The sequence below is a fragment of the Aquipseudomonas ullengensis genome, assembly GCF_014174475.1.
GTDB lineage: Bacteria > Pseudomonadota > Gammaproteobacteria > Pseudomonadales > Pseudomonadaceae > Aquipseudomonas > Aquipseudomonas ullengensis.
Window position 1 is genome coordinate 284496 of sequence record NZ_JACJUD010000005.1, and the last position, 20531, is coordinate 305026.

Here is a 20531-nt window from a genome sequence, read left to right on the forward strand (position 1 = left end):
ACAGGCCGACTCGGAAAGGCGCTCAGGCTAGCACACAACGGCCTAACGATTAGCCTGCTATCTTTCCCTGCGAAGCCCGCTGGCTGGCACCCGTGCGGGTTGCGTCCAGACGGATACGTTGCAACCCATCACCGGGAGAAAGACACCATGCGTACCCTCCTCATCGGCCTGCTGCTGTGCTGCAGCGGCCTGGCCCAGGCCGCCGTGCAAACCCGCGAGATGCCCTACACCGGCGCCGATGGCACCCAGCTGATCGGCTACTTCGCCTGGGACGATGCCATCACCGGCAAACGTCCCGGGGTGATCGTGGTGCACGAATGGTGGGGCCTCAACGACTACGCCAAACGCCGCGCCCGTGATCTCGCGGCCCTCGGCTACAGCGCCCTGGCCATCGACATGTACGGCGATGGCAAGCACACCGAGCACCCCAAGAACGCCATGGCCTTCATGAACGCCGCCCTGGCCAACAGCGCCGTGGCCAAGGCGCGCTTCGAGACCGGCCTGGAGCTGCTCAAGGCACAGCCGCAAACCGATGCCAGCCGCCTGGCGGCAATCGGCTACTGCTTTGGTGGCAAGGTGGTGCTGGACATGGCGCGCCAGGGCGTACCGCTGGCTGCGGTGGTGAGTTTCCACGGCGCCCTGGTCACCGCCACTCCCGCAACGCCGGGCAGCGTCAAAGCCAAGGTGCTGGTCGAGCACGGCGCCGCCGACAGCATGGTCAAGCCGCAGCAGGTCGCCGACTTCAAGCAGGAGTTCGACAAGGCTGGCGTCGACTACCGCTTCGTCTCCCTGCCCGGCGCCAAGCACAGTTTCAGCAACCCCGGCGCCGATGCGCATCAGGGCCATGGCCTGGATGTCGGCTACCAGAAGGAGGCCGACGAACGCTCCTGGGCGGATATGCAGGCGCTGTTCAAACAGGTCTTTGCCGACTAGGAAAGTGGCAAAAAAAGTCTGTGCCCCAGTGATATGGGGCCAGGGGAGAAGCCTTCCCGTCTGTCCCTGCACCGATCTGGATTCCCGCCTGCGCGGGAATGACGAGGCTGGGGTGTGGCACAGCGTCGTCTTACCCACTCCGTCATTCCCGCGCAGGCGGGAATCCAGAGGTATTCGGCAGCACGGAAAGTGGCTAGTCAGATGACACAGGACATAGCCAAAAAAAACGGGAGCCCTCGGGCTCCCGCACTCAATCAGCAGAGTAAAGCCACGCCTGCGTGCAGGCTGACTAACCTCACCAGCACACCCGAAGATGCGCATGCCCCGAGTCTGCCAAATAAACCGGCGGCGTTTTGTAGTGCAAAGGTGTCGCTGTGCAACGAAATGTAAACCGCACTACCCGCTGGCTCCCCCGTTTCCCGCGAGGCAGAATGCCGGCCATGACCTCTGCCCCCCTGCCCCCCTTCTGCACCCTGCTGCCGCCCACATGGCCGGCACCGCTGAGCGTGCCCGGTGCGCAACTGGTGCGCGCCACCTTCGATGCAAGCCTGTTGTGCGATACGGACTTTGGCAATTGTGCAGTCGAGCCGGTACGCGGCGTGGCCAAGCGCCAGGGCGAATACCTCGCCGGCCGCCTGTGTGCCCGTGAGGCGCTGCACCGGCTCAGCGGCCAGGCCAGCGTGCCGGGGCGCGGTGAAGACGGCGCGCCAGTCTGGCCAGCCGGTTGCGTAGGTTCGATCACCCACGGCGCCGGCCAGGCCGCCGCACTGGTGGCCCGGCGTGCGGACTGGCAAGCCATCGGTCTGGATCTGGAGCAGCAACTGAGCGTCACCCGCGCCGCCAAACTGGCCGGGGAAATCCTTACCCCAGACGAGTTGCAGCGCGCCGCCGGGCTTGACGCACAGGCTTACGCCCGGCGGGTCACGCTGACCTTCTCGCTCAAGGAAAGCCTGTTCAAGGCGCTCTATCCGCTGGTACTCACGCGCTTCTACTTTCAGGACGCCGAGATGCTCGGCTGCGACGAAGACGGCCGCGCCGAGCTGCGCCTGCTGATCGACCTGAATAGCGACTGGCGCGCTGGCACGCGACTGAGCGGCCAGTACGCCGAGGCCGAGGGTTTTCTCCTCAGCCTGGTCGCCATCGCGGCGTGAACGGCGCTAGACGAAGGCCTGTTCGCCAAAGCCACGCGGCAACCGCTGCGGCCCCGGCAAGCTGCTGAGGCGCGCCTCCCAGGACGTACGCCAGTCATTGACGGCACGCTCGCTCTTGGCTTTACGGGCGGCCCGGCGCGCCGCATTGCGCGCGTTGCGTCGAGCCTCCTTGAACACCTCGGTATTGCGGCAGTTGCGGCACTTCACCCGTGCCAGTTCAGTCGTGGAAGGAAGTTTGTCGCCATGCGAGCCACACGCAAGGTGACCGGCGATCTTGTAGTGCATAACCATGGGGCATCTCCTGCAGATGGGCGACCTGGCCGAAGGCGGCCAGACCGAGTCCCTACACAAATGCTGACCGCCGAGCAGCCCGCCAGGTTCGAACTGGATTAGCGCTGCATCCAGGCACAACAACGCAAACGCCGCGCACTCCTTGCAGAATGCGCGGCGTCATCAAGCTGCGTTCGGCTCTGCCAGTCGTAGGGCGGGTGAAACCCGCGTTGCCCCTTCGCGGGTTTCACCCGCCCTACGCAAGGCCGCATCACGCCAGTTCGCTGCGCAGCTGGCGCGCCGCCGCCACCATGTTGACCAGCGCCGCTTCGGTTTCCGGCCAGGCGCGGGTCTTCAGGCCGCAATCCGGGTTGACCCATAGACGCTCGGCCGGCACGCGCTGCGCCGCCTTGCGCATCAGGCGCACCATTTCACTGGTATCCGGCACCCGCGGCGAGTGGATGTCGTACACGCCCGGGCCGATCTCATTGGGGTACTCGAAGGCCTCGAAGGCATCCAGCAGCTCCATGTCCGAACGCGACGTCTCGATGGTGATCACGTCGGCATCCATCGCCGCGATGGACTCGATCACGTCGTTGAATTCGCTGTAGCACATGTGCGTGTGGATCTGCGTTTCATCACGCACGCCACTGGCACACAGGCGGAAGGCTTCGCTGGCCCAGTCCAGGTAACCCTGCCACTGTGCCTTGCGCAGCGGCAGGCCTTCACGGAACGCCGCTTCGTCGATCTGGATGACCCGAATGCCGGCGGCCTCCAGGTCGACCACTTCGTCGCGAATCGCCAGGGCCAACTGCCGCGCCTGCTGTTCGCGGGAAATGTCGTCACGCGGGAAGGACCACATCAACATGGTCACCGGGCCGGTCAGCATGCCCTTCATCACCTTGTCGGTGAGGGTTTGCGCGTACTCGATCCAGGAAACTGTCATCGCTTGCGGGCGGCTCAGATCGCCATAGATCACCGCCGGTTTGACGCAGCGCGAACCGTAGCTCTGCACCCAGCCAAAACGGGTGAAGGCGTAACCGTCGAGCTGCTCGGCGAAGTACTCGACCATGTCGTTGCGCTCGGCCTCGCCGTGTACCAGCACGTCCAGGCCCAGGCGTTCCTGGATCTCCACCGCATGGCGGATTTCGCTGTGCATGGCCTCGGTGTACGCGGCGCGGGACAGCTTGCCCTGCTTGAACGACTGGCGTGCCAGGCGGATCGCAGCCGTCTGCGGGAACGAGCCGATGGTGGTAGTCGGGAATGCCGGCAGCTTGAGGTGCGCACGCTGCAGTTCGATGCGCGTGGCGAAGACCGACTGGCGCTGACTGTCGGCCGCGCTGACCGCCGCCAGACGTGCCTGCACCGCCGGTTTGTGGATACGCGGCGACTGCACCCGGCTGGCCTGCACGGCATTGCTGTGCGCCAGCGCAGCCTGGACCTGGACGTCCTGCGGGTCGTTCAGGGCCGCCACCAGCGTCGCGACCTCAGCACACTTCTGCACGGCGAAGGCCAGCCAGCTGTGCAGTTCGGCGTCCAGCTGATCCTCGCGACCGAGGTCGGCCGGGCTGTGCAGCAGCGAGCAACTCGGCGCCACCCACAGGCGGCTGCCGAGGCGTTCCTGGGCTTGCTGCAGCAGCTCCAGGGCCTGCTGCAGATCGGTGCGCCAGACATTGCGCCCGTTGACCACGCCCAGCGACAGCACCTTGTAGGCCGGCAGGCGATCGAGGATCGCCGGGAACTGCTCCGGCGCGCGCACCAGGTCGATATGCAGGCCATCCACCGGCAGGCCCGCGGCCAGGCCGAGGTTGTCTTCCAGACCGGCAAAATAGGTGGCGATCAGCTTCTTGCCGGGCTCGCGCTGGAGGATGTTGTAGGCACGCTCGAAAGCGTTCTTCCAGGCCTGGGGCAGGTCGAGGCCGAGAATCGGCTCGTCGATCTGCACCCACTCCACGCCTTGCGTGGCCAGGCGCTGGAGGATTTCACCGTAGACCGGCAACAGGTTATCCAGCAGGCCCAAACGGTCGAAATCATCGCCCTTGGCCTTGCCCAGCCACAGGTAGGTCAGCGGGCCGATCAGCACCGGCTTGACGCTGTGGCCAAGCGCGCGGGCTTCGTCGACTTCCTCGAACAGCTGCTCCCAGCTCAGCTGGAACTGCTGATCAACGCTGAATTCCGGCACCAGGTAGTGGTAGTTGGTATCGAACCACTTGGTGAGCTCCTGGGCGAAAGCAGGTTGCGCATGAGCACCGCCACAGCAGCCGGCACTGCCGTGGCTGCCCACGGAGCCACGGGCCATGGCGAACAGGGTATCGAGGGTCGGTTTGCCGCCGTGCGGGCGAAAGCGCTCGGGGATCACCCCGAAGGCCAGCGAGTGGCCGAGCACCTGGTCGTACCAGGCGAAATCACCCACCGGCAGCAACTCGATGCCGGCCTCTTTCTGCAGTTGCCAGTGGCGGGCGCGCAGCTCGCGGCCAACGGCACGCAGGCCGGCTTCATCCAGCTCGCCCTTCCAGTGGGCTTCGAGGGCTTTCTTCAGTTCGCGATCGCGACCGATGCGGGGAAAGCCGAGGTTGTGGGCCAATGCCATGAGTCTGTCTCCTTGTTCGTCGATGGCGCCATTCTCGACAGCCGACTGCACATGAGACAAACTCAACATATTCTTGACTATCTACAGTTTCACTCATGTTTAAACATAGGGCGGGTGAAACCCGCGTGATCCTTCGCGGGTTTCACTCGCCCTACGCAACGTCCGTGTTGCCAATGTTCGCGAGCACAGCTCGCTCCTACACCACTATCCACATCGCCGAGGCCGCCATGCTCGAAATCCGCCACCTGAAGACCCTGCATGCCCTGCGCGAGGCGGACAGCCTGGTGGAAGCGGCCGAGCGCCTGCACCTGACCCAGTCCGCGCTGTCGCACCAGTTCAAGGAGCTGGAAAGCCAGCTCGGGCTGTCCCTGTTCATTCGCAAGACCAAGCCCGTGCGCTTCACCAGTGCCGGCCTGCGCCTGCTGCAACTGGCCGACAGCCTGCTGCCGCAACTGCGCAGCGCCGAGCGCGACCTGGCGCGCCTGGCCGGCGGCACCGCCGGGCGCTTGCACATGGCCATCGAGTGCCACAGTTGCTTCCAGTGGCTGATGCCGACCATCGACCAGTTCCGCGATGCCTGGCCGGAAGTCGAGCTGGACCTGGCCTCGGGCTTCTCCTTCGCCCCGCTGCCGGCGCTGGCCCGTGGCGACCTCGACCTGGTGGTGACGTCCGACCCGGTGGAGCTGGCCGGCATCACCTACGTGCCGCTGTTCACCTACGAGGCGCAGCTGGCCGTGGCCAACCAGCATCCGCTGGCAAACAAGCCCTACATCGTGGCGGAAGACCTGGCCACGGAAACGCTTATCACCTACCCGGTGGAGCGCGACCGCCTGGATATTTTCACCCGCTTCCTCGAACCGGCCGACGTGGAGCCGGCGCAGGTACGCACCTCGGAGCTGACGGTGATGATGATGCAGCTGGTGGCCAGTGGCCGCGGCGTGTGCGGCCTGCCGAACTGGGCGCTGCACGAGTACAGCTCGCGCGGCTATGTCACGGCCAAGCGCCTGGGGGAAAAGAGTCTGTATGCCACGCTGTATGCGGGCATCCGCGCCGACATGCTGGACGCGCCGTTCATGCGCGATTTCCTGCTGACGGCCAAGGACACCTCGTTCGCCACCCTGGAAGGGGTCAGCGCGGCGCGCTGAGCAAACGCGTCGCTTTCTGTAGGAGCCAGCTTGCTGGCGATGCTCTTTGGCTCCGGATCGCCAGCAAGCTGGCTCCTACAAGGGTGCGGCTACTCAGTTTTCGCTGCAACCGCCGCCCTGCACCAGGTATTCCAGGCGATGCACGTCGCCTTGGTGATCCTTGTAGGTCATGGTCGCCGGCACCACGCCGCACTCATGGGAAACGTCGCTTACGGCGATCACGTGGGCGACATCCAGGTCCATCCCGTAGCGGTACTGTTCGGACTGCACATGCCCGGCGCTGGCGGTTTCCTCGGGGGCCGCCGCGAAGGCGAACGAAGACAGGCCGGCCAGGGCCAGCAGAGCTAGGGTTTTCATCGATTAACCTCAAAGGCGTAGGGAATTGGCAGCGCCTACAGGTACGCGGACGATCCCGAGAGTTGCTCTCTGGCGCCCGAGTGGCGCGCTGCGGTGGCCATTTTAGAAAGGTGCCCAGGGGTGATACAGGCGTACATAGCTGAAGAACTATTGCGCACCGCACAACAATCACCGGGCAGGCTGGAGCCCTTCTGGGCCCCCGCCTTCGCGGGGACGACGAGGCGAAAAATGCGCCTCACCCAGCCCACACACCACCCGCAGGCTGCTAGCGCCGCCGATCCAGCAGGTTCACCACCAACCGATCCAGCCAACCCCACAGGCGCTGGTAGAAGCGCTTGAGCAATGGCCTGCGTTGCCAGTCTTCGAGGGTGATTTCGCGGCTTTCGGCGAAGTCGGCGGTGAAGCAGTCAGACGTCGCCTGGGTCAGCTGCGGGTCGAAGGCTTCGAGGTTGGCGTCGAGGTTGAAGCGCAGGTTCCAGTGGTCGAAATTGCACGAGCCGATGCTCACCCAGTCGTCCACCAGCACCATCTTCAAATGCAGGAAGCGCGGCTGGTACTCGAAGATGCGTACACCGGCGCGCAACAACTTGGGGTAGTAGCGCTGGCCGGCGAAACGCACCGGCGCGTTGTCGGTGTTGCGCCCGGTCAGCAGCAGGCGCACGTCCACGCCGCGGCTGGCGGCCCTGGCGAGGAAGCGGCGAACCTTGCGGCTGGGCAGGAAGTACGGCGTGGCCAGCCACACCCGCTGCTTGGCATGCAGCATGCTGCGCAGCAGCGACTGCACGATATCCAGGTACTGACTGGTGTTGGCGTAGGCCACGCGGCCCATGCCGTGGCCCACAGCCGGGCTCGGCGGCAGGTGATCCAGCCCGCCGCGCTGCAACGGCCACCAGGGCATCATGCCGATGCCGCTGGGCGGCCACTGGTGATCGAAGATGATCCGCCAGTGCGCCACCAGCGGCCCCTCGATGCGCACCATCACTTCATGCCAGTCGCTCTGTTCCTCCAGCGGGTCCCAGAAGGCATCGGTGGCGCCGGTGCCGCCGACGAAAGCGCAGTGCTCGTCGACCACCAGGATCTTGCGGTGGTCGCGAAAGAAATTGCTCACCCCGTGGCCGAGGCGCAACGGGTTGTAAAAGCGCACCTGCACACCGGCATCGACCAGCTGCAGGCGGGTGCCGGGGCCCAGGCCACGGCAGCCGAAGTCGTCGAACAGGCAGCACACTTCCACCCCGCGTTGCGCCGCGGCACACAGCGCCGTGACCAGCGCCGCACTGCAGCGCCCATCTTCGGCCAGGTACAACTCCAGGGCCACGCGCTGCTCGGCCTGGTCGATGGCAGCGAGCATGGCGGGAAAGAACTGCGGGCCATCGACCAGCAGTTCGAAGCGATTACCGGCCTTCCAGGGGAAGATCGTGCCGCGGTTCATCGCACGGTGAAGATCAGCACGGCACCCACCGGCACCGACAGGCTGATGGAGGACAACCGCGCGGCCTTGCGCAGGGCCTCCACGCCGGCCTCCAGGCCGAAGTCGCCGGCATCGATCACCAGGGGCGCCAGGGTCACCACCTGGAAGCGCTGGTCATCCAGGCGCGTGGCCAGCAGCTCGGCCATGTAGCCATGCTTGCGGCCGCGAATCTCCACCTGAATCGGCAGGCTCAGCTCGAGCTGCGCGCCTGGCGCCAGGTCGGTGATCAGCCCCAGGTTGAGCTGCGCCATGACGTGCGCATCGGCAAACTGGCTGACCTCGAACAGCAGGCTGCGCAGGCGCTCGTCGCGCACCGGAATGCCGGTGCTGACCGACTCCATCTCGATGCGCAGGCGCGCTGCGCCCTGGTCATCGACCTTGCCGTGCAGGGTGAGGAAGCGGTGCACCTCGGAGAAGTTGCCCGCCTTGGTCGAAATGAACGACAGGCGCGAGGACTCGTTGTCCAGGTACCAGCCGGCCTGCGCCGGCAGGGCCAGGCAGGCCGCGAGAAGGAAGGTATAGCGCTTGAACATGGGGGCTCTTGATCCGGCTGTGTCAGCGCAACGATAGCGGCCCGAGCCGGCAATGCAAAGCCTGGTGCTCCCTTGTAGGGCGGGTGAAACTCGCGCTGTGGGTTTTCGCGGGTTGCACCCGCCCTACCCAGAAACAAAAAAGGCGCCCGAAGGCGCCTTTTGTTCAGCTCACACCGATCAGTGGAACGGGAAGATGTAGTTCATCCACGCCGCCATGCGCAGGAGGATCTTGCGCATGATTGCCACATGGTGGAAGTGCTCGCTGTACAACGCCGCCTGGCCGTAGGCACCGCCCGGCATCAGCTTGCTGTACTGGACGAACTCCGGATCGGTGATTTCGATCAGCACCGGTACCCGCCCTGCCGGTGGCGAGCCGGTATAGCTGATCAGCGTACCGGAAGGTTGCACCTGCCCCTCGCCGATCACCCCGATCACCTGCTTCACCTTGCCGCTGAAGACCTTGCCGGGAATGCCGTCGAAGGCCACTTCCGCCTCGTCGCCCACGCTCAGGCGCAACTGGCTGTTCTGGCGCATCCAGGCGGTGAAGTAGTAGCCCTCGTCGGGGATAAAGACCATCGACGGGCGCAGTGGCAAGCGGGTCGCCATCATCCCCGCGCGCAGCGATACATGAGCGACGAAGCCCTTGCTCGGTGCCCGCACCACCGTGTGCTCCAGGTTGTATGCAGCAATATTCAGTTGCGCCTGCAGGTCGTCCACGCGCGCGGTGGTGATGTCCAGGTCGCGGCGGTTGCCGACATTGCGCTTGACCAGTTCACTGGCGCGGTACTGGTCAGCCTTGGCCGAGACCATCTGCGCCTTGAGCGACTTGACCTTGTTCTCGAAGGGCGCCGGGTCGATGCGGAACAGCACATCGCCTTTTTCCAGCATCTGGTTGCCTCTGACCGGCACCTCGATCACCTGGCCGGTGACCACCGGGATCACCGGTACCGAGACGAAATAGGAGCGCGCCACCTCGGAGTACGGGTGGTTGTAGTTCATGGTGAAGATCAGCGCGCCGATCAGCACGATGCCACCCAGGGCAGCGGTAGGAACGGTCCACTTGTTCAGCGGGATGCGGAAGATCTTGAAGATGGCAACGCAGACGGCCGTGTAGCTCAGAATCAGTAACAGGTCCATGGCTTATACCCCTTCGCCGGCAGGTGGCGTGGTGCCGGGTGCGGCGGGCGGTACGGGCTCGGGGGCTGCAACCGGTGGCGGTGCCACATTCGCCGTCTTGTCCTGTCCAGCTTCCAGTTGCGCAACACGTTGCTGCAACTCGCCGACCTGTTGTTCCAGATGCGCCACATGGTTCTTCGGCGACTTGCCGTCACTGAACCCCCAGCCGCGATCTTCGCGGTACAAGGTGGCCCAGATCCACAGGAACGGCCACAGCACATGCAAAGTGAACAGGCTGACCCAGCCGGTGGCGTGGATCGCATCCTGGTGGGGGTGATTGCGGTGTACGGCGATCTCGTAGGGGATGTCGTGCAGGGCGATGATTCCGTAGAACAGTACGATGCCTACGAAAAACAACAGACCCAACGCAATGTAATCAAGCATCGAGGTTCTCTCTAGTTTTCATCCATGGAAACACAGCGCCCGACTACCTGAACCAGGATCACTGTGCAAAGCCTGTGCAGGTTATATCGCGAGTCCCGATGATTGCCAGCGTCGAGCAGATTCAGCGAGAGTGAAGCCACGACGCCCTGGCGAGCGCCGTGTACTCCCCGCCACTTATGGCAGCGGATCGGCCTGCGGCTGCAACTGACAGCCTTCGCGCGGGCTGATCCAGGCGGCGGTCTGGCTGCTGCCCAGGCCACGGGCGGTCACGCGCTTGTGCGCCTCGTCGTCGAGGAAATCGCTGAGCGGCACGTACTGCTTCACATAACCCACGCAGTAATCCGCCGGCGCGCCGGCCACATAGCGGCACGAGCAGTATTCCTTGGCCGAGTAGGCACCGACGATGCCGGGGAAGGCAGCCAGGTGCACACGATTGCTCCAGGCCAGCAAAGCCAGGCCGAGCAGCAACAGGAGAAAGGCAGACAGGAACGGACGGCGCTTGATCATGGCTGTTCTCCAGCGAAGGCGGCCAAGGCGCGCTTGAGCAGTTCGTTGTCGCTGAAGCGGCCATCGCGATCATCGGCGTAGCGCACCACGACCATGTTGCGCGAAGGCAGCACATAAAGCGCCTGGCCCCAGTGGCCGAGGGCCGCAAAGGCATCATCCGGCGCATCCGGCCACGGCAGTGGCGCACCCGCCACCGACGCATTCAGCCACCACTGCCCGCCCGGCACGGCGCGACGAGGCTCCTCGGGGTTCGGCTGGAAGTTGGCGAACGGCGTGCGGTTGAACGCGACCCAGGCGGCCGGCACCACCTGGCGCTCACCCCAGCGCCCGTCGTGCTGCATCATCAGGCCGACGCGGGCCAGGTCGCGAGCGTTCAGGTAGGCATAGGACGAGGCGACGAAGGTGCCGCTGGCATCACGCTCCCATACGGCGGACTTGATTCCCAGCGGCTCGAACAGCGCAGTCCAGGGATAGTCGCGGTAGGTCGGCTCACCGAGGATCTGCTTGAGGCTGGCCGACAGCACGTTGCTGTCGCCGCTGGAATAGCGAAAGCGCGTGCCGGGCAATGCGTCGAGCTGATGGCCGGCCGCAAAGGCCGCCATGTCCGTGCGACCACGGGTGTAGAGCATGGCCACCACCGAGGACTTCAGCGGCGCGTATTCGTAGTCTTCCTGCCAGTCGAGGCCCGAGGCCCAGTTGAGCAGGTGGCCCATCTTCACCGCCGGGTGCGGGGCGAACGGTGGGTAGTGCTTGGCCACCGGATCGTCGAGCTGGAAGCGCCCTTCGCCATAGGCGACGCCGAGTACGCTGGCGAACAGGCTCTTGCTGATCGACCAGGTCAGGTGCGGTGTCTGTGCGTTGTTCGGCCCGGCATAGCGCTCGTAGACCACCTCGCCGTCCTTGATCACCAGCAGCGCGTCGGTGCGGACGCCCTTGCGCGTGGCGTCATCGCGGGCGGGAAAGGCGTACGCCTCCAGCGCGTCGATCGCCGCGCTGGGTGCGGCGGTGTGGGTGGTCCAGTCGGCGGCGGGCCAGGTTTCGGCCAGCGCCTGGCTGGCGGCGAGGCAGCACAGGCCGGTCAGGCTCAGGCGGCGCAATAGGGCAAGCGACATCGGGCACTCTCATGGCAGCGGAAAGGCCCGACCCTAGCACGCCACAGAGGACCAACAACATGTCCAAAGCGGACGAAAAGCGGACTGCCATGGCTCAATCAGGCAAGCGATAGTCCTGCTGGGTCATCAGGTCCAGGCCGCATTCAAGATGCTCGATCCAGTCGAGGAAGGCATGGATCATCGCCTGGCCGACAAAGGGCCGGCCGTGCTGCGGCACGATCATCGCCACGTCCATCTCGCGCACCATCTGCGCCCAGAAGCGGCAGGCCTTGTTGCTGGCCATGTAGCGGCGGTGGAAGCCGGCCATGTTGGGGATGTGGTTGACGAAGTCGAGCACCGGGTTGGCGTCGTCCACCAGTGAAGCGCCCATGTCGCCGGAGAAGAGGATTTTGCTCACCGGGTCGTACAACTGGAAGTTGCCCACCGAATGGAGGAAGTGCGCCGGCACCGCCTTCAGCTGGCACTTGCCCAGGGCGAAGCTCTGCCCGCGATCCGGCAGGGCAATGATGCGGTCGTAAGTGCAGATACCGTGGCTCAGGGCCAGGTAGTTGGCCGTCAGGTGTGGCAGGAAGCGCGCCCACAGCTTGGAGCAGATCACCCGCGCGCGGGTGTGCAGCAGCCACTTGTCCAGCGAGGCGATGATGTCCGGGTCCTGGTGCGAGGCGAAGATGTAGGTCAGCGCCTGCACCGGGATGTGCTTGGACAGCTCCAGCGACAGCGGCGTGTAGGTCAGGTCGCCACCGGGGTCGAGCAGCAGGTACTGCTCGTTGTCGGTGATCAGGAACTGGTTGGATTGCACTCCCTCGCCGCTGACCAGGTCATCGAACATCAGGCATTGGTGGCTGCCGTTATCAAACAGCACGATGGGCTCGCGGCGCATGGAAACCTCACTGGAAAAACGCGAGGCGAACATAACCGCAGCCCGTTACAGCCTTACTGACCTGGATCAAGGCACGCGACTAAAAGCCCAGCCGGCGTTCACGACTTGCGCAACATGCTGGCAAGCACGCCGTCCCGCCGGATCAGGCCATGGAACAAGCCGGCGGCCAGGTGCAGCAGAACGCAGGCGAACAGCACATAGGCCAGATAGCCATGAGCCCCGCGCAGCAGGGCATAGAGATCGGCATCCTGCGGGGCGATAGCAGGCAGCAGCCAACTACCCAGCCGCAGCGGATACCCGGCCGCGCCCTGCATCGCCCAGCCCAGCAGCGGCAAGGCCAGCATCAGCAGGTACAGCAACACATGGGACAGCTGCGCCATACGCTGCTGCCAGCCCGGCATATCCGCCGGCAAGGCCGGAATCGGCTGGCGCAGGCGCACGATGATGCGCAGCACCAGCAAGCCCAGCAGAAGCAGGCCCAGCGGCTTGTGAATGGCCACCAACTGCGGCTGCCAGGGCGACAGGCTGCTGACCATGCCCACACCGATAAACAGCATGGCCAGGATCAGCAGCGCCATCAGCCAGTGCAGCAGGCGCGCCAGGGGGCTGAATGAGGTGACAACAGGCTTCATGGCTGGGCTCCGGCAGTGGCTACAGGCGTGCCTTCGCGGGTACGCCGGCGGTAGGACTCGGCATAGGCGGCGGAACGCGCCAGCAAGATCGGATCGGCCGACGGCTGGATGCCTTCGGGCAGGATCAGCGGGTCGAAATTAAGCCCATGACACTCGCCCTCAAGCTGCCCCTTCGCCTGCTCGATCACCAAGGTGCCGGCGTCGATCTGGCGCCGGCTCGCCGGCCATTGCCGGGTCGCGTCGTCCACCGCATCTCCTGCTTCGGCCAGGGTCAGCAACAAATGCCAGCGCACTGCCCCCGTCCCCAGCCGCGCCAACAGCTCATGCTGCAGGGCATCGGCATCGCTGGGCTGCTGCGCCAGAGCCACCGGCGCCAGCTCCGGCACCATCGACCAGCGGACCGCCTGGCGGCTGCCATCGGCCTGTACCAGGTAGAACGCATTGATGCTGTTGAACGTGCTGCTGGCGAAACTGCTGCTCGGTTTGTAGCCCTGCGCCCACTGGCGGAACTCGGCACTCTGCGGATGCGCGGCGAAGAAGGCCTGCAGTCGCGCCGGGTCCGGCTTGCCGGTCGCCGGGTCGGGCTGCATGGCCTGCACCTGCTGGAAGAATTCCTCGGGCGTGCCCACCGCCAGCACCGGCGGCGTATTCATCGCCGTGCGCCACTGTTGGCCATCGGCCTGCTGGAACAACAGCGCCATGCTGCGCACCGGCACACTGGTGTCGGCGGCGTGCGGGTTGCTGCCGCCAATCGACAGGCGACCGCTGACCGGCACCCGCCCCGGCGCAAAGACCTGCGCCTGGGACAGACCGGCCGCCGCACCATTGCTGTCGAAATAACCACTGATGCACAGGCCCTTGGCATGGGCACGGCGATAGCCGGGATAAACCCCGGCATTGGCCTCGAAGGTGTCGATGAAGCGCTGCGGCGACAGGCGCTGCGGATCGATCCAGCCCGCCACATAGGCAAAGCTGCTCGCCAGCACGGCTACGCCCAGGGCAATCAGCGACAAGCGCCCGAGCTGGCGTGGCCAGGGCATAGATGGTTCACTCATGAACAGGCTCCAGGGCCTTGCGGCCGGGTAAATGAGCCAGTGGGACGCAGCAGCCAGGGGTTTATTCCCACGCCGGTGGAATAAACTTCACGCCCCGGCGTCTCTCCCGCATAACCGCCTGCGCGCAGGCCCGCACACCACCCGCCCCGAGAGCCCGATGATCGACGATGCCGAACTGCGCGAACTGCTGCCGCGCCTGCGCCGCTTCGCCCTGTGGCTGACCCGCGAGCCAGCCAGCGCCGACGATCTGGTGCAGAGCACGCTGGAGCGCGCCCTGTCGCGCTGGCGCAGCAAGCGCCCGGAAGGCGACCTGCGCGCCTGGCTGTTCAGCATCCTCTACCGCCAGTTTCTCGATGGCCAACGCCGGGCCAAACGCCATGCGCGACTGCTCAGCCTGTTCGGCCGCGAAGAAGAGCCGCACAGCTCCTCGCTGGATGACATCGCCATCGCCCACTCGACCCTGGCGTCCTTCGCCCGGCTACCGACCGAACAGCGCGCCCTGCTGTTGCTGGTCAGCGTCGAAGGCCTGAGCTACCAGGAAGCCGCCAACAGCCTGGACATCCCCATCGGCACGGTGATGTCGCGCCTGTCGCGGGCGCGCAAGGCCCTGCGCGCCCTGAGCGAAGGCGAAAGCCCACAGCCCCCTCTGCGGAGACTCAAATGAATCCCTTCCAGCCCAGCGAAGACGACCTGCACGCCTACCTCGACGGTCGCCTCAACGCGGCACAACGGCAGGCCGTGGACAGCTACCTGGCAGCCAACCCGGAGGTGGCCGCGCAAGTGGCCGGCTGGCGCCGCGATGCACAGAACCTGCGCGCCGCGCTGGCCAACCTGCAACTGACGGGCAGCAATCCGCAGCTCGACCCCGCCGCCATTCGCCGCCGCCAACGCGCCCGCCAGCAACGCCGGCTGGCGACAGCCGCGGCCCTGGTGGTGGCACTGGGGATCGGTGGGACGGGCGGCTGGCAGGCGCGCAACCAGACGCTGCTGGCGGCCAACCCGCCGATGCAGGATGCCCTGGAGGCGCACCGCCTGTTCGCCCTCGACCAGGCCAGCGCGGTGGATGTAAAAGCCAGCCAACCGGCGGCCCTGCAGAGCTGGCTGGATCAGCGTTTCAGCCATGCCTCGCGGCTGCCAGATCTCAGCGCCTATGGCCTGCACCCGGTCGGCGGACGCCTGCTGACCACCGAGCAGGGCCCGGCCGCCCTGCTGCTGTTCGAGGATGATCAGGGCCAGCGCATCAGCCTGTACCTGCGCGCGCCAGGCGCGCTGTATGCCGACATGCCGGCAGGCGAGCGCCAGGATGGCGAACTGCAGGCCCGCTACTGGTCGCGCGCCGGCTACAACTACGCGCTGGTCAGCCGAAGCAACGACCCCCGCAGCGCGCCCTTGCAGCAGGCCCTGCGCCTGTAGGCATGGATCTGAGCGGCCTGCTGGAGCCATTTTTTGTAGGAGCGAGCTCTGCTCGCGAACAGCGCTTCGCGAGCAGAGCTCGCTCCTACCCAAGGCAGCCACCTAGCCCCGCAACGCGCGAGCCACCCTACCCCTGTAACGTCGCCAGCGCCTTCTCCAAGCGCTTCTCGCGGGCCGTGCGGGCGATTTCCAGCACCCCGCCGTCACGCCGCCACAGGGCAAACCACTCGGCCGGGCCGCTGGCGAAGGCTGCATCGAGATCGACACGCAAGGCCTTGAACTGGGCGAACAGCCCGGCCAGCAACAGGTGGCTGCTCGCCGCGCTCGGGCACAGGCGGGCAACTTCCGCACAGGCCGCCAGCAGGCCGAGCAGGCGCAGCTGCACGTCCTGCGGCCACTCACAGTCCTGGCCCACGCCATACAGCCAGGCGCACAGCGCCGCCAGCACGTGGAGGTCTTCGATGCTGCGGAAGGGTTTGGCGTAGGCATCCCAGCCATCGCCCGGCAAACGCTCGCAGTGAGCGTGGTCCAGGTGCAGGCGACCGTGGCTGATGTCCGGCATCAATGGCAAAGCGGGCAGCTGTTCGATGCGCACGCCGGGGTCGCCATTGCGCACCACGCCCATGGCCAACTGCGGCGACGCACCGTCCTCTTCTTCGCGGGCGACCACCAGCAGCCAGTCGGCGGCTTCGGCGGCGGTAACGAAATCCTTGCGCCCGGACAGGTGCAGGCCCGTCAGGCGCGTGGCCATGTCGGCCGGGCGCGTGCTGCGATTCTCGGTCACGCACAGCGCCCCCAGCGAACGCGGCGCGGCCGGCCACAAGGCGCGCAAGGCGCCCTGGTAGCCGGCAAGAAATGCCAGGCCCGGCGTCGCCGCCAGCCGCCCGCCGAGCACCGCCAGGGACAGCGGCGTGGCTTCACCGACCCGCTCCAGCAGCGCGCTGTACCAGCTCTCCAGATCGCTGGCGGGGAGACGGTCACGGGTGTGCAGCAGGGTTTGCCACGGCATGGGGAATTCCTCGTTGGATGTTCGAGCCAGCGCCCGCGGTGTCGATACACAGCAGACCCTGGAGGGTGTCATACAAGCATCACCGAACATTCACGGAGGTGACACCGGGTGTTTCTAGTCTGAGCTTGCCCAACAAAGTCGACCGGCCGCAACCCATCGCAGGCTGGCTTATGGAGGCTAATCGATGACCCAGATCGCCCGTACCCGCGACACCACCACCGAACGCCGCCTGCAAGCCGAACGCCTGATCGGTGCCAGCGCCCTGCAGGAAGCCCAGGCGCTGCGCTTTGCCGTATTCAGCCGCGAGTTCGACGCCAAGCTCAAGGGCGCCGAACTGGGCCTGGATATGGATGACTACGACCTGCACTGCCAGCACATCGGCGTGCGCGACCTGAACAGCGGCCGCCTGGTCGCCACCACCCGCCTGCTCGATCATCGCGCCGCCGCCACCCTCGGGCGGTTCTACAGCGAGGAAGAGTTCAGCCTGCACGGCCTGGCCCATCTCGAAGGCCCGGTGCTGGAAATCGGCCGTACCTGCGTCGACCCGGCCTACCGCAACGGCGGCACCATCGCCGTGCTGTGGAGCGAGCTGGCCGAAGTGCTCAACGAAGGCGGCTACCGCTACCTGATGGGCTGCGCCAGCATCCCCATGCAGGACGGCGGCATCCAGGCCCAGGCGATCATGCAGCGCCTGCGCGAACGCTACCTGTGCACCGAGCACCTGCGCGCCGAGCCCAAGCACCCGCTGCCGACGCTGGACGTGCCAGGCAATGTCATCGCCGAGATGCCACCACTGCTCAAGGCCTACATGCGCCTGGGCGCCAAGGTGTGCGGCGAGCCGTGCTGGGACCAAGACTTCCAGGTCGCCGACGTATTCATCCTGCTCAAGCGCGACGAGCTGTGCCCGCGTTATGCGCGCCACTTCAAGGCTGCGGTCTGAGCACCTGTCGCGGATATCTTGAACGTCAGCCAGGCGGCGTTGCACGCAGTGACAGCCGCAGCGCCGGGGCTCAACCCCTCACCCCAACCCTCTCCCAAAGGGAGAGGGAGGCAGACCGAGATGTGGGCAGGCTCGGTGTACAAGCCAGCGTCGATCGAGCCCCCTCTCCCTCCGGGAGAGGGCTGGGGTGAGGGAACGCAACAGCTGACAACCCCTGCAAAACCTCGCAACCCCACTCCACCTCCCAGCGCCCGAGAGCCTCAATGAACCGACTCCGTCTCTACCTGCGCCTCACCCGTCTGGGCGCCGTGCTGCTGCTCGGCCTCGCCCTGGCCGGCGCCACCAGCCTGCTTCAGCGCCTGCGCCGCCGTGACCTGATGGGCCTGCGCCAGCGCCTGAGCCGCTGGTACCTGCGCCATCTCAGCCGCGCCCTGCCCTTCGATGTCGAGGTGCTGGGCGAGCTGCCACGCGAGCCGATGCTGTGGGTCAGCAACCATGTGTCGTGGACCGATATCCCCCTGCTCGGCCAGTTGCTGCCGCTGTCGTTCCTGTCCAAGGCCGAGGTGCGCGACTGGCCGCTGGCTGGCTGGCTGGCAGTACAGGCCGGTACGCTGTTTATCCGCCGGGGCTCGGGCGACAGCAACCTGCTGGCGCGCCAGCTGCACCGCCACCTGACCGCCAACCGCCACCTGCTGATCTTCCCCGAAGGCACCACCACCGACGGCCAGCAGGTGCGCACCTTTCACGGCCGCCTGCTGACCAGCGCCATCGAGGCCTATGTGCCGGTGCAGCCGGTGGCGATCCGTTACCTGCGTGAGGGTGCCGCCGACCCGATTGCGCCCTTTATCGGCGACGACGACCTGCTCTCGCACCTGCTGCGCCTGTTTGCCGCCGAACGGGCCACGGTGCAGATCCAGCTACTCGCCCCCATCGCCAGCCTCGGCCTGGAGCGCAACGCCCTGGCCCGCCAGGCGCAGCGCGCGGTGCAGGTGGCGTTATTTGGTGCAATGGAAGAACCCGAGCGAGCCGCAGCGTAGGGCGGGTGGAACCCGCGTCGGCTGCTACGCAGGTTTCACCCGCCCTACCTCGGTTTCAGATGGTTTCCACGCCAAGCGTGGGGCCAATAAACACCAGCCGCGCCGACAAAGCGCTGCAACTCGGGGCCGCAACGTAGGGTGGATCGCGCTTCACCGATCCACCGAGCGGGGCTATGTTGGATGAACAGAGCGTCATCCACCCTACGGTGCTTGTGTGCGCTGCTGACCGTCCGATCGCCAGCAAGCTGGCTCCTACAACAGCGACTCGGCGTCACCGACAAAGCGCTGCAACTCGGGGTAGAACGCCCGGAAATCCTCACTGAGCGGCTCGTACAAACGCTCCAGCTCGGCCATCGCACCATCCAGCAAGTGCGGCCGTGACAGGCGTCGGCTCATGCCCTGCAGCACCGGTTGCAGCACGGAAAACTCTCGATAGCTGCCGAGCCAGTCCTGGGCCGCCATGCGCGGGGCGATGTAGGCCAGGCGCTCGGGTAGCTGCGTCTCGGCATCCAGCACCGCGTAGACCCGCGCAGTGAACTGCGCCAACGGCTCGTCCGCGTAGTCGTGCCAGTGGCGCGCCAGGCAGTGGTCAAAAAACAGGTCGAGCAGAATGCCCGAGGTGCGCCGCCGCTCGACGGGGAAACGCGCACGCGCCTGCTCGGTCAGCGGGTGGCGATCGGTGAATACGTCGATGCGTCGGTGCAGGCGAATGGCCGCCTCGATCTGTGGCGAGAAACGCCCCTCCAGTCGCCCTTTGACGAAGTCGCCATACAGGCTGCCCAGCAGTTGCGCCGGAGCGTTGCCACCGAGGTGCAGGTGAGCCAGGTAGTTCATGGCCGCAATACCTCGGCGCTGCCGGAGCGCCAGGCATTGGGCGTCATGCCCAGCCAGCGGCGAAAGGTGCGACTGAAATTGCTGCTGTCCTGGTAGCCCAGGCGCTCGGCAACCCGCTCGACACTCAGCGGCGTGTTCAGCAGCAACCAGCAGGCGAGCTCCTGGCGCACCTCGTCGAGCAGTTGCTGGTAGGTGGTGCCCTCGTCGCGCAGGCGGCGGATCAGCGTGCGCTCGGACAGGTGGAACTCCTCGGCCAGTTGCTCCAGCGTCGGGTAGCGCTCCTCGCAGGCCAGCAGGCGCAGCTGCACACGGCTGGTCCAGTCGCCGCCCTGTTCGGCGCCGAGCAGCAGGTGCTCGCAGTCACGCAGGGCCAGGCGTGCGGCACTGGCATCGGCGCTCAGGCTCGGCCGTTCGAGCCAGGCCAGCGGCAGGCTGACGCGGTAGCAGTCGGCCGAGAAGGTCACCGCGCCGCCGAGCAGTTCGCGGTAGCGCGCGCTCCAGGCCGGCTCAGCGAAGGGGAAGTCGAACTGCACGGCCCCCGACGGCAGCGGGCCGCAGACCATTTCCAGCAACCGCAGAAATGTCCCGGCCAGGGTCGAGAGGATGTATTCGCGCACATCACCCAGATCGAAATCCTCATCGGCACTCAGGCAATAGCGCTCACCCACCTGGTGGCCGGTCAGGCGCAGGCTGCTCAGGCGCAGCACGCTGAAGCGCTCGACCACCTGCAGCACACCGCGCAGGTCGGCACAGGCCACCGCCGCATAGCCCACCGGGCCGTGGGCGTAGACCTGGGTGGCGCAGCCGGTTTCCAGGCCCAGCCAGGGGCACTCGGTGAGCTGCACCGCACGCCTTACCAGGCGCTGCACCTGGGCGAAACTCAGGCGGCGGTTGTCGCTGTGCAGGTGCGCCCAATCAAGGCCGGTGCCCTCCATTACCTGCGCTTCGCTGAAGCCATGCTGGCACAGCGCCGCACACAACAGGCGGGCGTAGATGGGGTGCAGGCAAGGCTGCAGCGGCGAAACACTGGATTGCATGGGGCGCTCCGGCAACGGGCTGAAGTTGTCACCATATGACGATTTATTGCCCGACTCAACGGTTCTGT

At 66.1% G+C, this 20531-nt stretch carries 22 protein-coding genes; 7 read left to right on the forward strand and 15 right to left on the reverse strand.

Annotated elements, in window-relative coordinates; all coding sequences use genetic code 11:
* Positions 1–147: 147 nt before the first annotated feature.
* Together H3H51_RS16450 and H3H51_RS16455 are read left to right on the forward strand one after the other, a co-directional pair.
* Positions 148–933 carry a dienelactone hydrolase family protein gene (locus H3H51_RS16450; protein WP_183090146.1) on the forward strand — a complete coding sequence of 262 codons (786 nt, stop codon included), beginning with the start codon at positions 148–150 and terminating at the stop codon, positions 931–933.
* 440 nt (positions 934–1373) lie between these two features.
* Positions 1374–2084, forward strand: a complete 711-nt coding sequence (locus H3H51_RS16455; RefSeq protein WP_235981394.1) for a 4'-phosphopantetheinyl transferase family protein — start codon at positions 1374–1376, stop codon at positions 2082–2084.
* 6 nt (positions 2085–2090) lie between these two features.
* Here the strand turns inward: H3H51_RS16455 and H3H51_RS16460 are convergent, their stop codons facing one another.
* The gene (locus tag H3H51_RS16460; protein WP_183090148.1) at positions 2091–2375 is read right to left on the reverse strand and encodes a hypothetical protein; all 285 of its coding nucleotides are present in this window, start codon (positions 2373–2375) and stop codon (positions 2091–2093) included.
* Positions 2376–2625: 250 nt separating this feature from the next.
* Positions 2626–4944 (reverse strand): 5-methyltetrahydropteroyltriglutamate--homocysteine S-methyltransferase, encoded by a 2319-nt coding sequence (metE, locus tag H3H51_RS16465; RefSeq protein WP_183090149.1) that lies wholly within the window; start codon positions 4942–4944, stop codon positions 2626–2628.
* Positions 4945–5171: 227 nt separating this feature from the next.
* On the opposite strand from metE, the gene metR reads away from it, so the two are divergent.
* On the forward strand, positions 5172–6089 hold the full coding sequence (gene metR / locus H3H51_RS16470; protein WP_183090234.1) for a transcriptional regulator MetR: 918 nt from the start codon (positions 5172–5174) through the stop codon (positions 6087–6089).
* A 93-nt stretch (positions 6090–6182) separates the two neighbouring features.
* Here metR and H3H51_RS16475 read toward each other — a convergent pair whose 3' ends face one another.
* From H3H51_RS16475 to H3H51_RS16520, 10 genes are all read right to left on the reverse strand, one after another.
* A complete protein-coding gene (locus H3H51_RS16475) occupies positions 6183–6446 on the reverse strand; it encodes a DUF2790 domain-containing protein (RefSeq protein WP_183090150.1) in 264 nt (87 codons plus the stop codon).
* Positions 6447–6711: 265 nt separating this feature from the next.
* Positions 6712–7875, reverse strand: a complete 1164-nt coding sequence (locus H3H51_RS16480) for a phospholipase D-like domain-containing protein (RefSeq protein WP_183090151.1) — start codon at positions 7873–7875, stop codon at positions 6712–6714.
* On the reverse strand, positions 7872–8447 hold the full coding sequence (locus H3H51_RS16485; protein ID WP_183090152.1) for a YceI family protein: 576 nt from the start codon (positions 8445–8447) through the stop codon (positions 7872–7874). Before H3H51_RS16485 ends, H3H51_RS16480 begins: the two co-directional genes overlap by 4 nt.
* A gap of 177 nt (positions 8448–8624) precedes the next feature.
* Entirely contained in the window at positions 8625–9584 is a 960-nt protein-coding gene (locus H3H51_RS16490; protein ID WP_183090153.1) for an HlyD family secretion protein, read from the reverse strand.
* A 3-nt stretch (positions 9585–9587) separates the two neighbouring features.
* On the reverse strand, positions 9588–10007 hold the full coding sequence (locus tag H3H51_RS16495; RefSeq protein ID WP_183090154.1) for a DUF3302 domain-containing protein: 420 nt from the start codon (positions 10005–10007) through the stop codon (positions 9588–9590).
* 174 nt (positions 10008–10181) lie between these two features.
* Complete coding sequence (locus H3H51_RS16500) at positions 10182–10514, reverse strand: amidase (protein WP_183090155.1); 333 nt, start codon at positions 10512–10514, stop codon at positions 10182–10184.
* Entirely contained in the window at positions 10511–11626 is a 1116-nt protein-coding gene (locus tag H3H51_RS16505) for a serine hydrolase domain-containing protein (protein WP_183090156.1), read from the reverse strand. Before H3H51_RS16505 ends, H3H51_RS16500 begins: the two co-directional genes overlap by 4 nt.
* A 94-nt stretch (positions 11627–11720) precedes the next feature.
* Positions 11721–12506: an oxygen-binding di-iron domain-containing protein gene (locus H3H51_RS16510; protein WP_183090157.1), complete on the reverse strand. Its 786-nt coding sequence runs from the start codon at positions 12504–12506 to the stop codon at positions 11721–11723.
* Between the two features lie 98 nt (positions 12507–12604).
* Positions 12605–13138, reverse strand: a complete 534-nt coding sequence (locus H3H51_RS16515) for a cytochrome b (protein WP_183090158.1) — start codon at positions 13136–13138, stop codon at positions 12605–12607.
* The gene (locus H3H51_RS16520; RefSeq protein ID WP_183090159.1) at positions 13135–14193 is read right to left on the reverse strand and encodes a catalase family peroxidase; all 1059 of its coding nucleotides are present in this window, start codon (positions 14191–14193) and stop codon (positions 13135–13137) included. Before H3H51_RS16520 ends, H3H51_RS16515 begins: the two co-directional genes overlap by 4 nt.
* Positions 14194–14350: 157 nt before the next feature.
* Between H3H51_RS16520 and H3H51_RS16525 the strand changes: the two genes are divergently transcribed.
* The gene (locus H3H51_RS16525; RefSeq protein WP_183090160.1) at positions 14351–14857 is read left to right on the forward strand and encodes a sigma-70 family RNA polymerase sigma factor; all 507 of its coding nucleotides are present in this window, start codon (positions 14351–14353) and stop codon (positions 14855–14857) included.
* On the forward strand, positions 14854–15606 hold the full coding sequence (locus tag H3H51_RS16530) for an anti-sigma factor family protein (protein WP_183090161.1): 753 nt from the start codon (positions 14854–14856) through the stop codon (positions 15604–15606). Before H3H51_RS16525 ends, H3H51_RS16530 begins: the two co-directional genes overlap by 4 nt.
* Positions 15607–15733: 127 nt before the next feature.
* Here H3H51_RS16530 and H3H51_RS16535 read toward each other — a convergent pair whose 3' ends face one another.
* Positions 15734–16615: an acyl-CoA dehydrogenase family protein gene (locus H3H51_RS16535; protein ID WP_183090162.1), complete on the reverse strand. Its 882-nt coding sequence runs from the start codon at positions 16613–16615 to the stop codon at positions 15734–15736.
* 184 nt (positions 16616–16799) lie between these two features.
* Between H3H51_RS16535 and olsB the strand changes: the two genes are divergently transcribed.
* Both olsB and H3H51_RS16545 read left to right on the forward strand, forming a co-directional pair.
* Positions 16800–17555, forward strand: a complete 756-nt coding sequence (gene olsB / locus H3H51_RS16540) for an L-ornithine N(alpha)-acyltransferase (protein ID WP_183090163.1) — start codon at positions 16800–16802, stop codon at positions 17553–17555.
* A gap of 263 nt (positions 17556–17818) precedes the next feature.
* Positions 17819–18592: a lysophospholipid acyltransferase family protein gene (locus H3H51_RS16545; protein ID WP_183090164.1), complete on the forward strand. Its 774-nt coding sequence runs from the start codon at positions 17819–17821 to the stop codon at positions 18590–18592.
* Positions 18593–18844: 252 nt separating this feature from the next.
* On the opposite strand, the gene H3H51_RS16550 is transcribed toward H3H51_RS16545, so the two are convergent.
* Complete coding sequence (locus tag H3H51_RS16550) at positions 18845–19426, reverse strand: acyl carrier protein phosphodiesterase (protein ID WP_183090165.1); 582 nt, start codon at positions 19424–19426, stop codon at positions 18845–18847.
* Entirely contained in the window at positions 19423–20463 is a 1041-nt protein-coding gene (locus H3H51_RS16555) for an AraC family transcriptional regulator (protein ID WP_183090166.1), read from the reverse strand. The genes H3H51_RS16550 and H3H51_RS16555 overlap by 4 nt, the downstream gene beginning before the upstream one ends.
* Positions 20464–20531 lie beyond the last annotated feature (68 nt).

Coding starts and splice junctions, on each gene's coding strand:
- H3H51_RS16530 (WP_183090161.1), top strand. CDS start 14,854: ATGAATCCCTTCCAGCCCAGCGAAGACGACCTGCACGCCTACCTCGAC.
- H3H51_RS16520 (WP_183090159.1), bottom strand. CDS start 14,193: ATGAGTGAACCATCTATGCCCTGGCCACGCCAGCTCGGGCGCTTGTCG.
- metE (WP_183090149.1), bottom strand. CDS start 4,944: ATGGCATTGGCCCACAACCTCGGCTTTCCCCGCATCGGTCGCGATCGC.
- H3H51_RS16480 (WP_183090151.1), bottom strand. CDS start 7,875: ATGAACCGCGGCACGATCTTCCCCTGGAAGGCCGGTAATCGCTTCGAA.
- H3H51_RS16505 (WP_183090156.1), bottom strand. CDS start 11,626: ATGTCGCTTGCCCTATTGCGCCGCCTGAGCCTGACCGGCCTGTGCTGC.
- H3H51_RS16475 (WP_183090150.1), bottom strand. CDS start 6,446: ATGAAAACCCTAGCTCTGCTGGCCCTGGCCGGCCTGTCTTCGTTCGCC.
- H3H51_RS16495 (WP_183090154.1), bottom strand. CDS start 10,007: ATGCTTGATTACATTGCGTTGGGTCTGTTGTTTTTCGTAGGCATCGTA.
- H3H51_RS16455 (WP_235981394.1), top strand. CDS start 1,374: ATGACCTCTGCCCCCCTGCCCCCCTTCTGCACCCTGCTGCCGCCCACA.
- H3H51_RS16490 (WP_183090153.1), bottom strand. CDS start 9,584: ATGGACCTGTTACTGATTCTGAGCTACACGGCCGTCTGCGTTGCCATC.
- H3H51_RS16500 (WP_183090155.1), bottom strand. CDS start 10,514: ATGATCAAGCGCCGTCCGTTCCTGTCTGCCTTTCTCCTGTTGCTGCTC.
- H3H51_RS16550 (WP_183090165.1), bottom strand. CDS start 19,426: ATGAACTACCTGGCTCACCTGCACCTCGGTGGCAACGCTCCGGCGCAA.
- olsB (WP_183090163.1), top strand. CDS start 16,800: ATGACCCAGATCGCCCGTACCCGCGACACCACCACCGAACGCCGCCTG.
- H3H51_RS16450 (WP_183090146.1), top strand. CDS start 148: ATGCGTACCCTCCTCATCGGCCTGCTGCTGTGCTGCAGCGGCCTGGCC.
- H3H51_RS16460 (WP_183090148.1), bottom strand. CDS start 2,375: ATGGTTATGCACTACAAGATCGCCGGTCACCTTGCGTGTGGCTCGCAT.
- H3H51_RS16535 (WP_183090162.1), bottom strand. CDS start 16,615: ATGCCGTGGCAAACCCTGCTGCACACCCGTGACCGTCTCCCCGCCAGC.
- H3H51_RS16545 (WP_183090164.1), top strand. CDS start 17,819: ATGAACCGACTCCGTCTCTACCTGCGCCTCACCCGTCTGGGCGCCGTG.
- H3H51_RS16555 (WP_183090166.1), bottom strand. CDS start 20,463: ATGCAATCCAGTGTTTCGCCGCTGCAGCCTTGCCTGCACCCCATCTAC.
- H3H51_RS16510 (WP_183090157.1), bottom strand. CDS start 12,506: ATGCGCCGCGAGCCCATCGTGCTGTTTGATAACGGCAGCCACCAATGC.
- metR (WP_183090234.1), top strand. CDS start 5,172: ATGCTCGAAATCCGCCACCTGAAGACCCTGCATGCCCTGCGCGAGGCG.
- H3H51_RS16515 (WP_183090158.1), bottom strand. CDS start 13,138: ATGAAGCCTGTTGTCACCTCATTCAGCCCCCTGGCGCGCCTGCTGCAC.
- H3H51_RS16525 (WP_183090160.1), top strand. CDS start 14,351: ATGATCGACGATGCCGAACTGCGCGAACTGCTGCCGCGCCTGCGCCGC.
- H3H51_RS16485 (WP_183090152.1), bottom strand. CDS start 8,447: ATGTTCAAGCGCTATACCTTCCTTCTCGCGGCCTGCCTGGCCCTGCCG.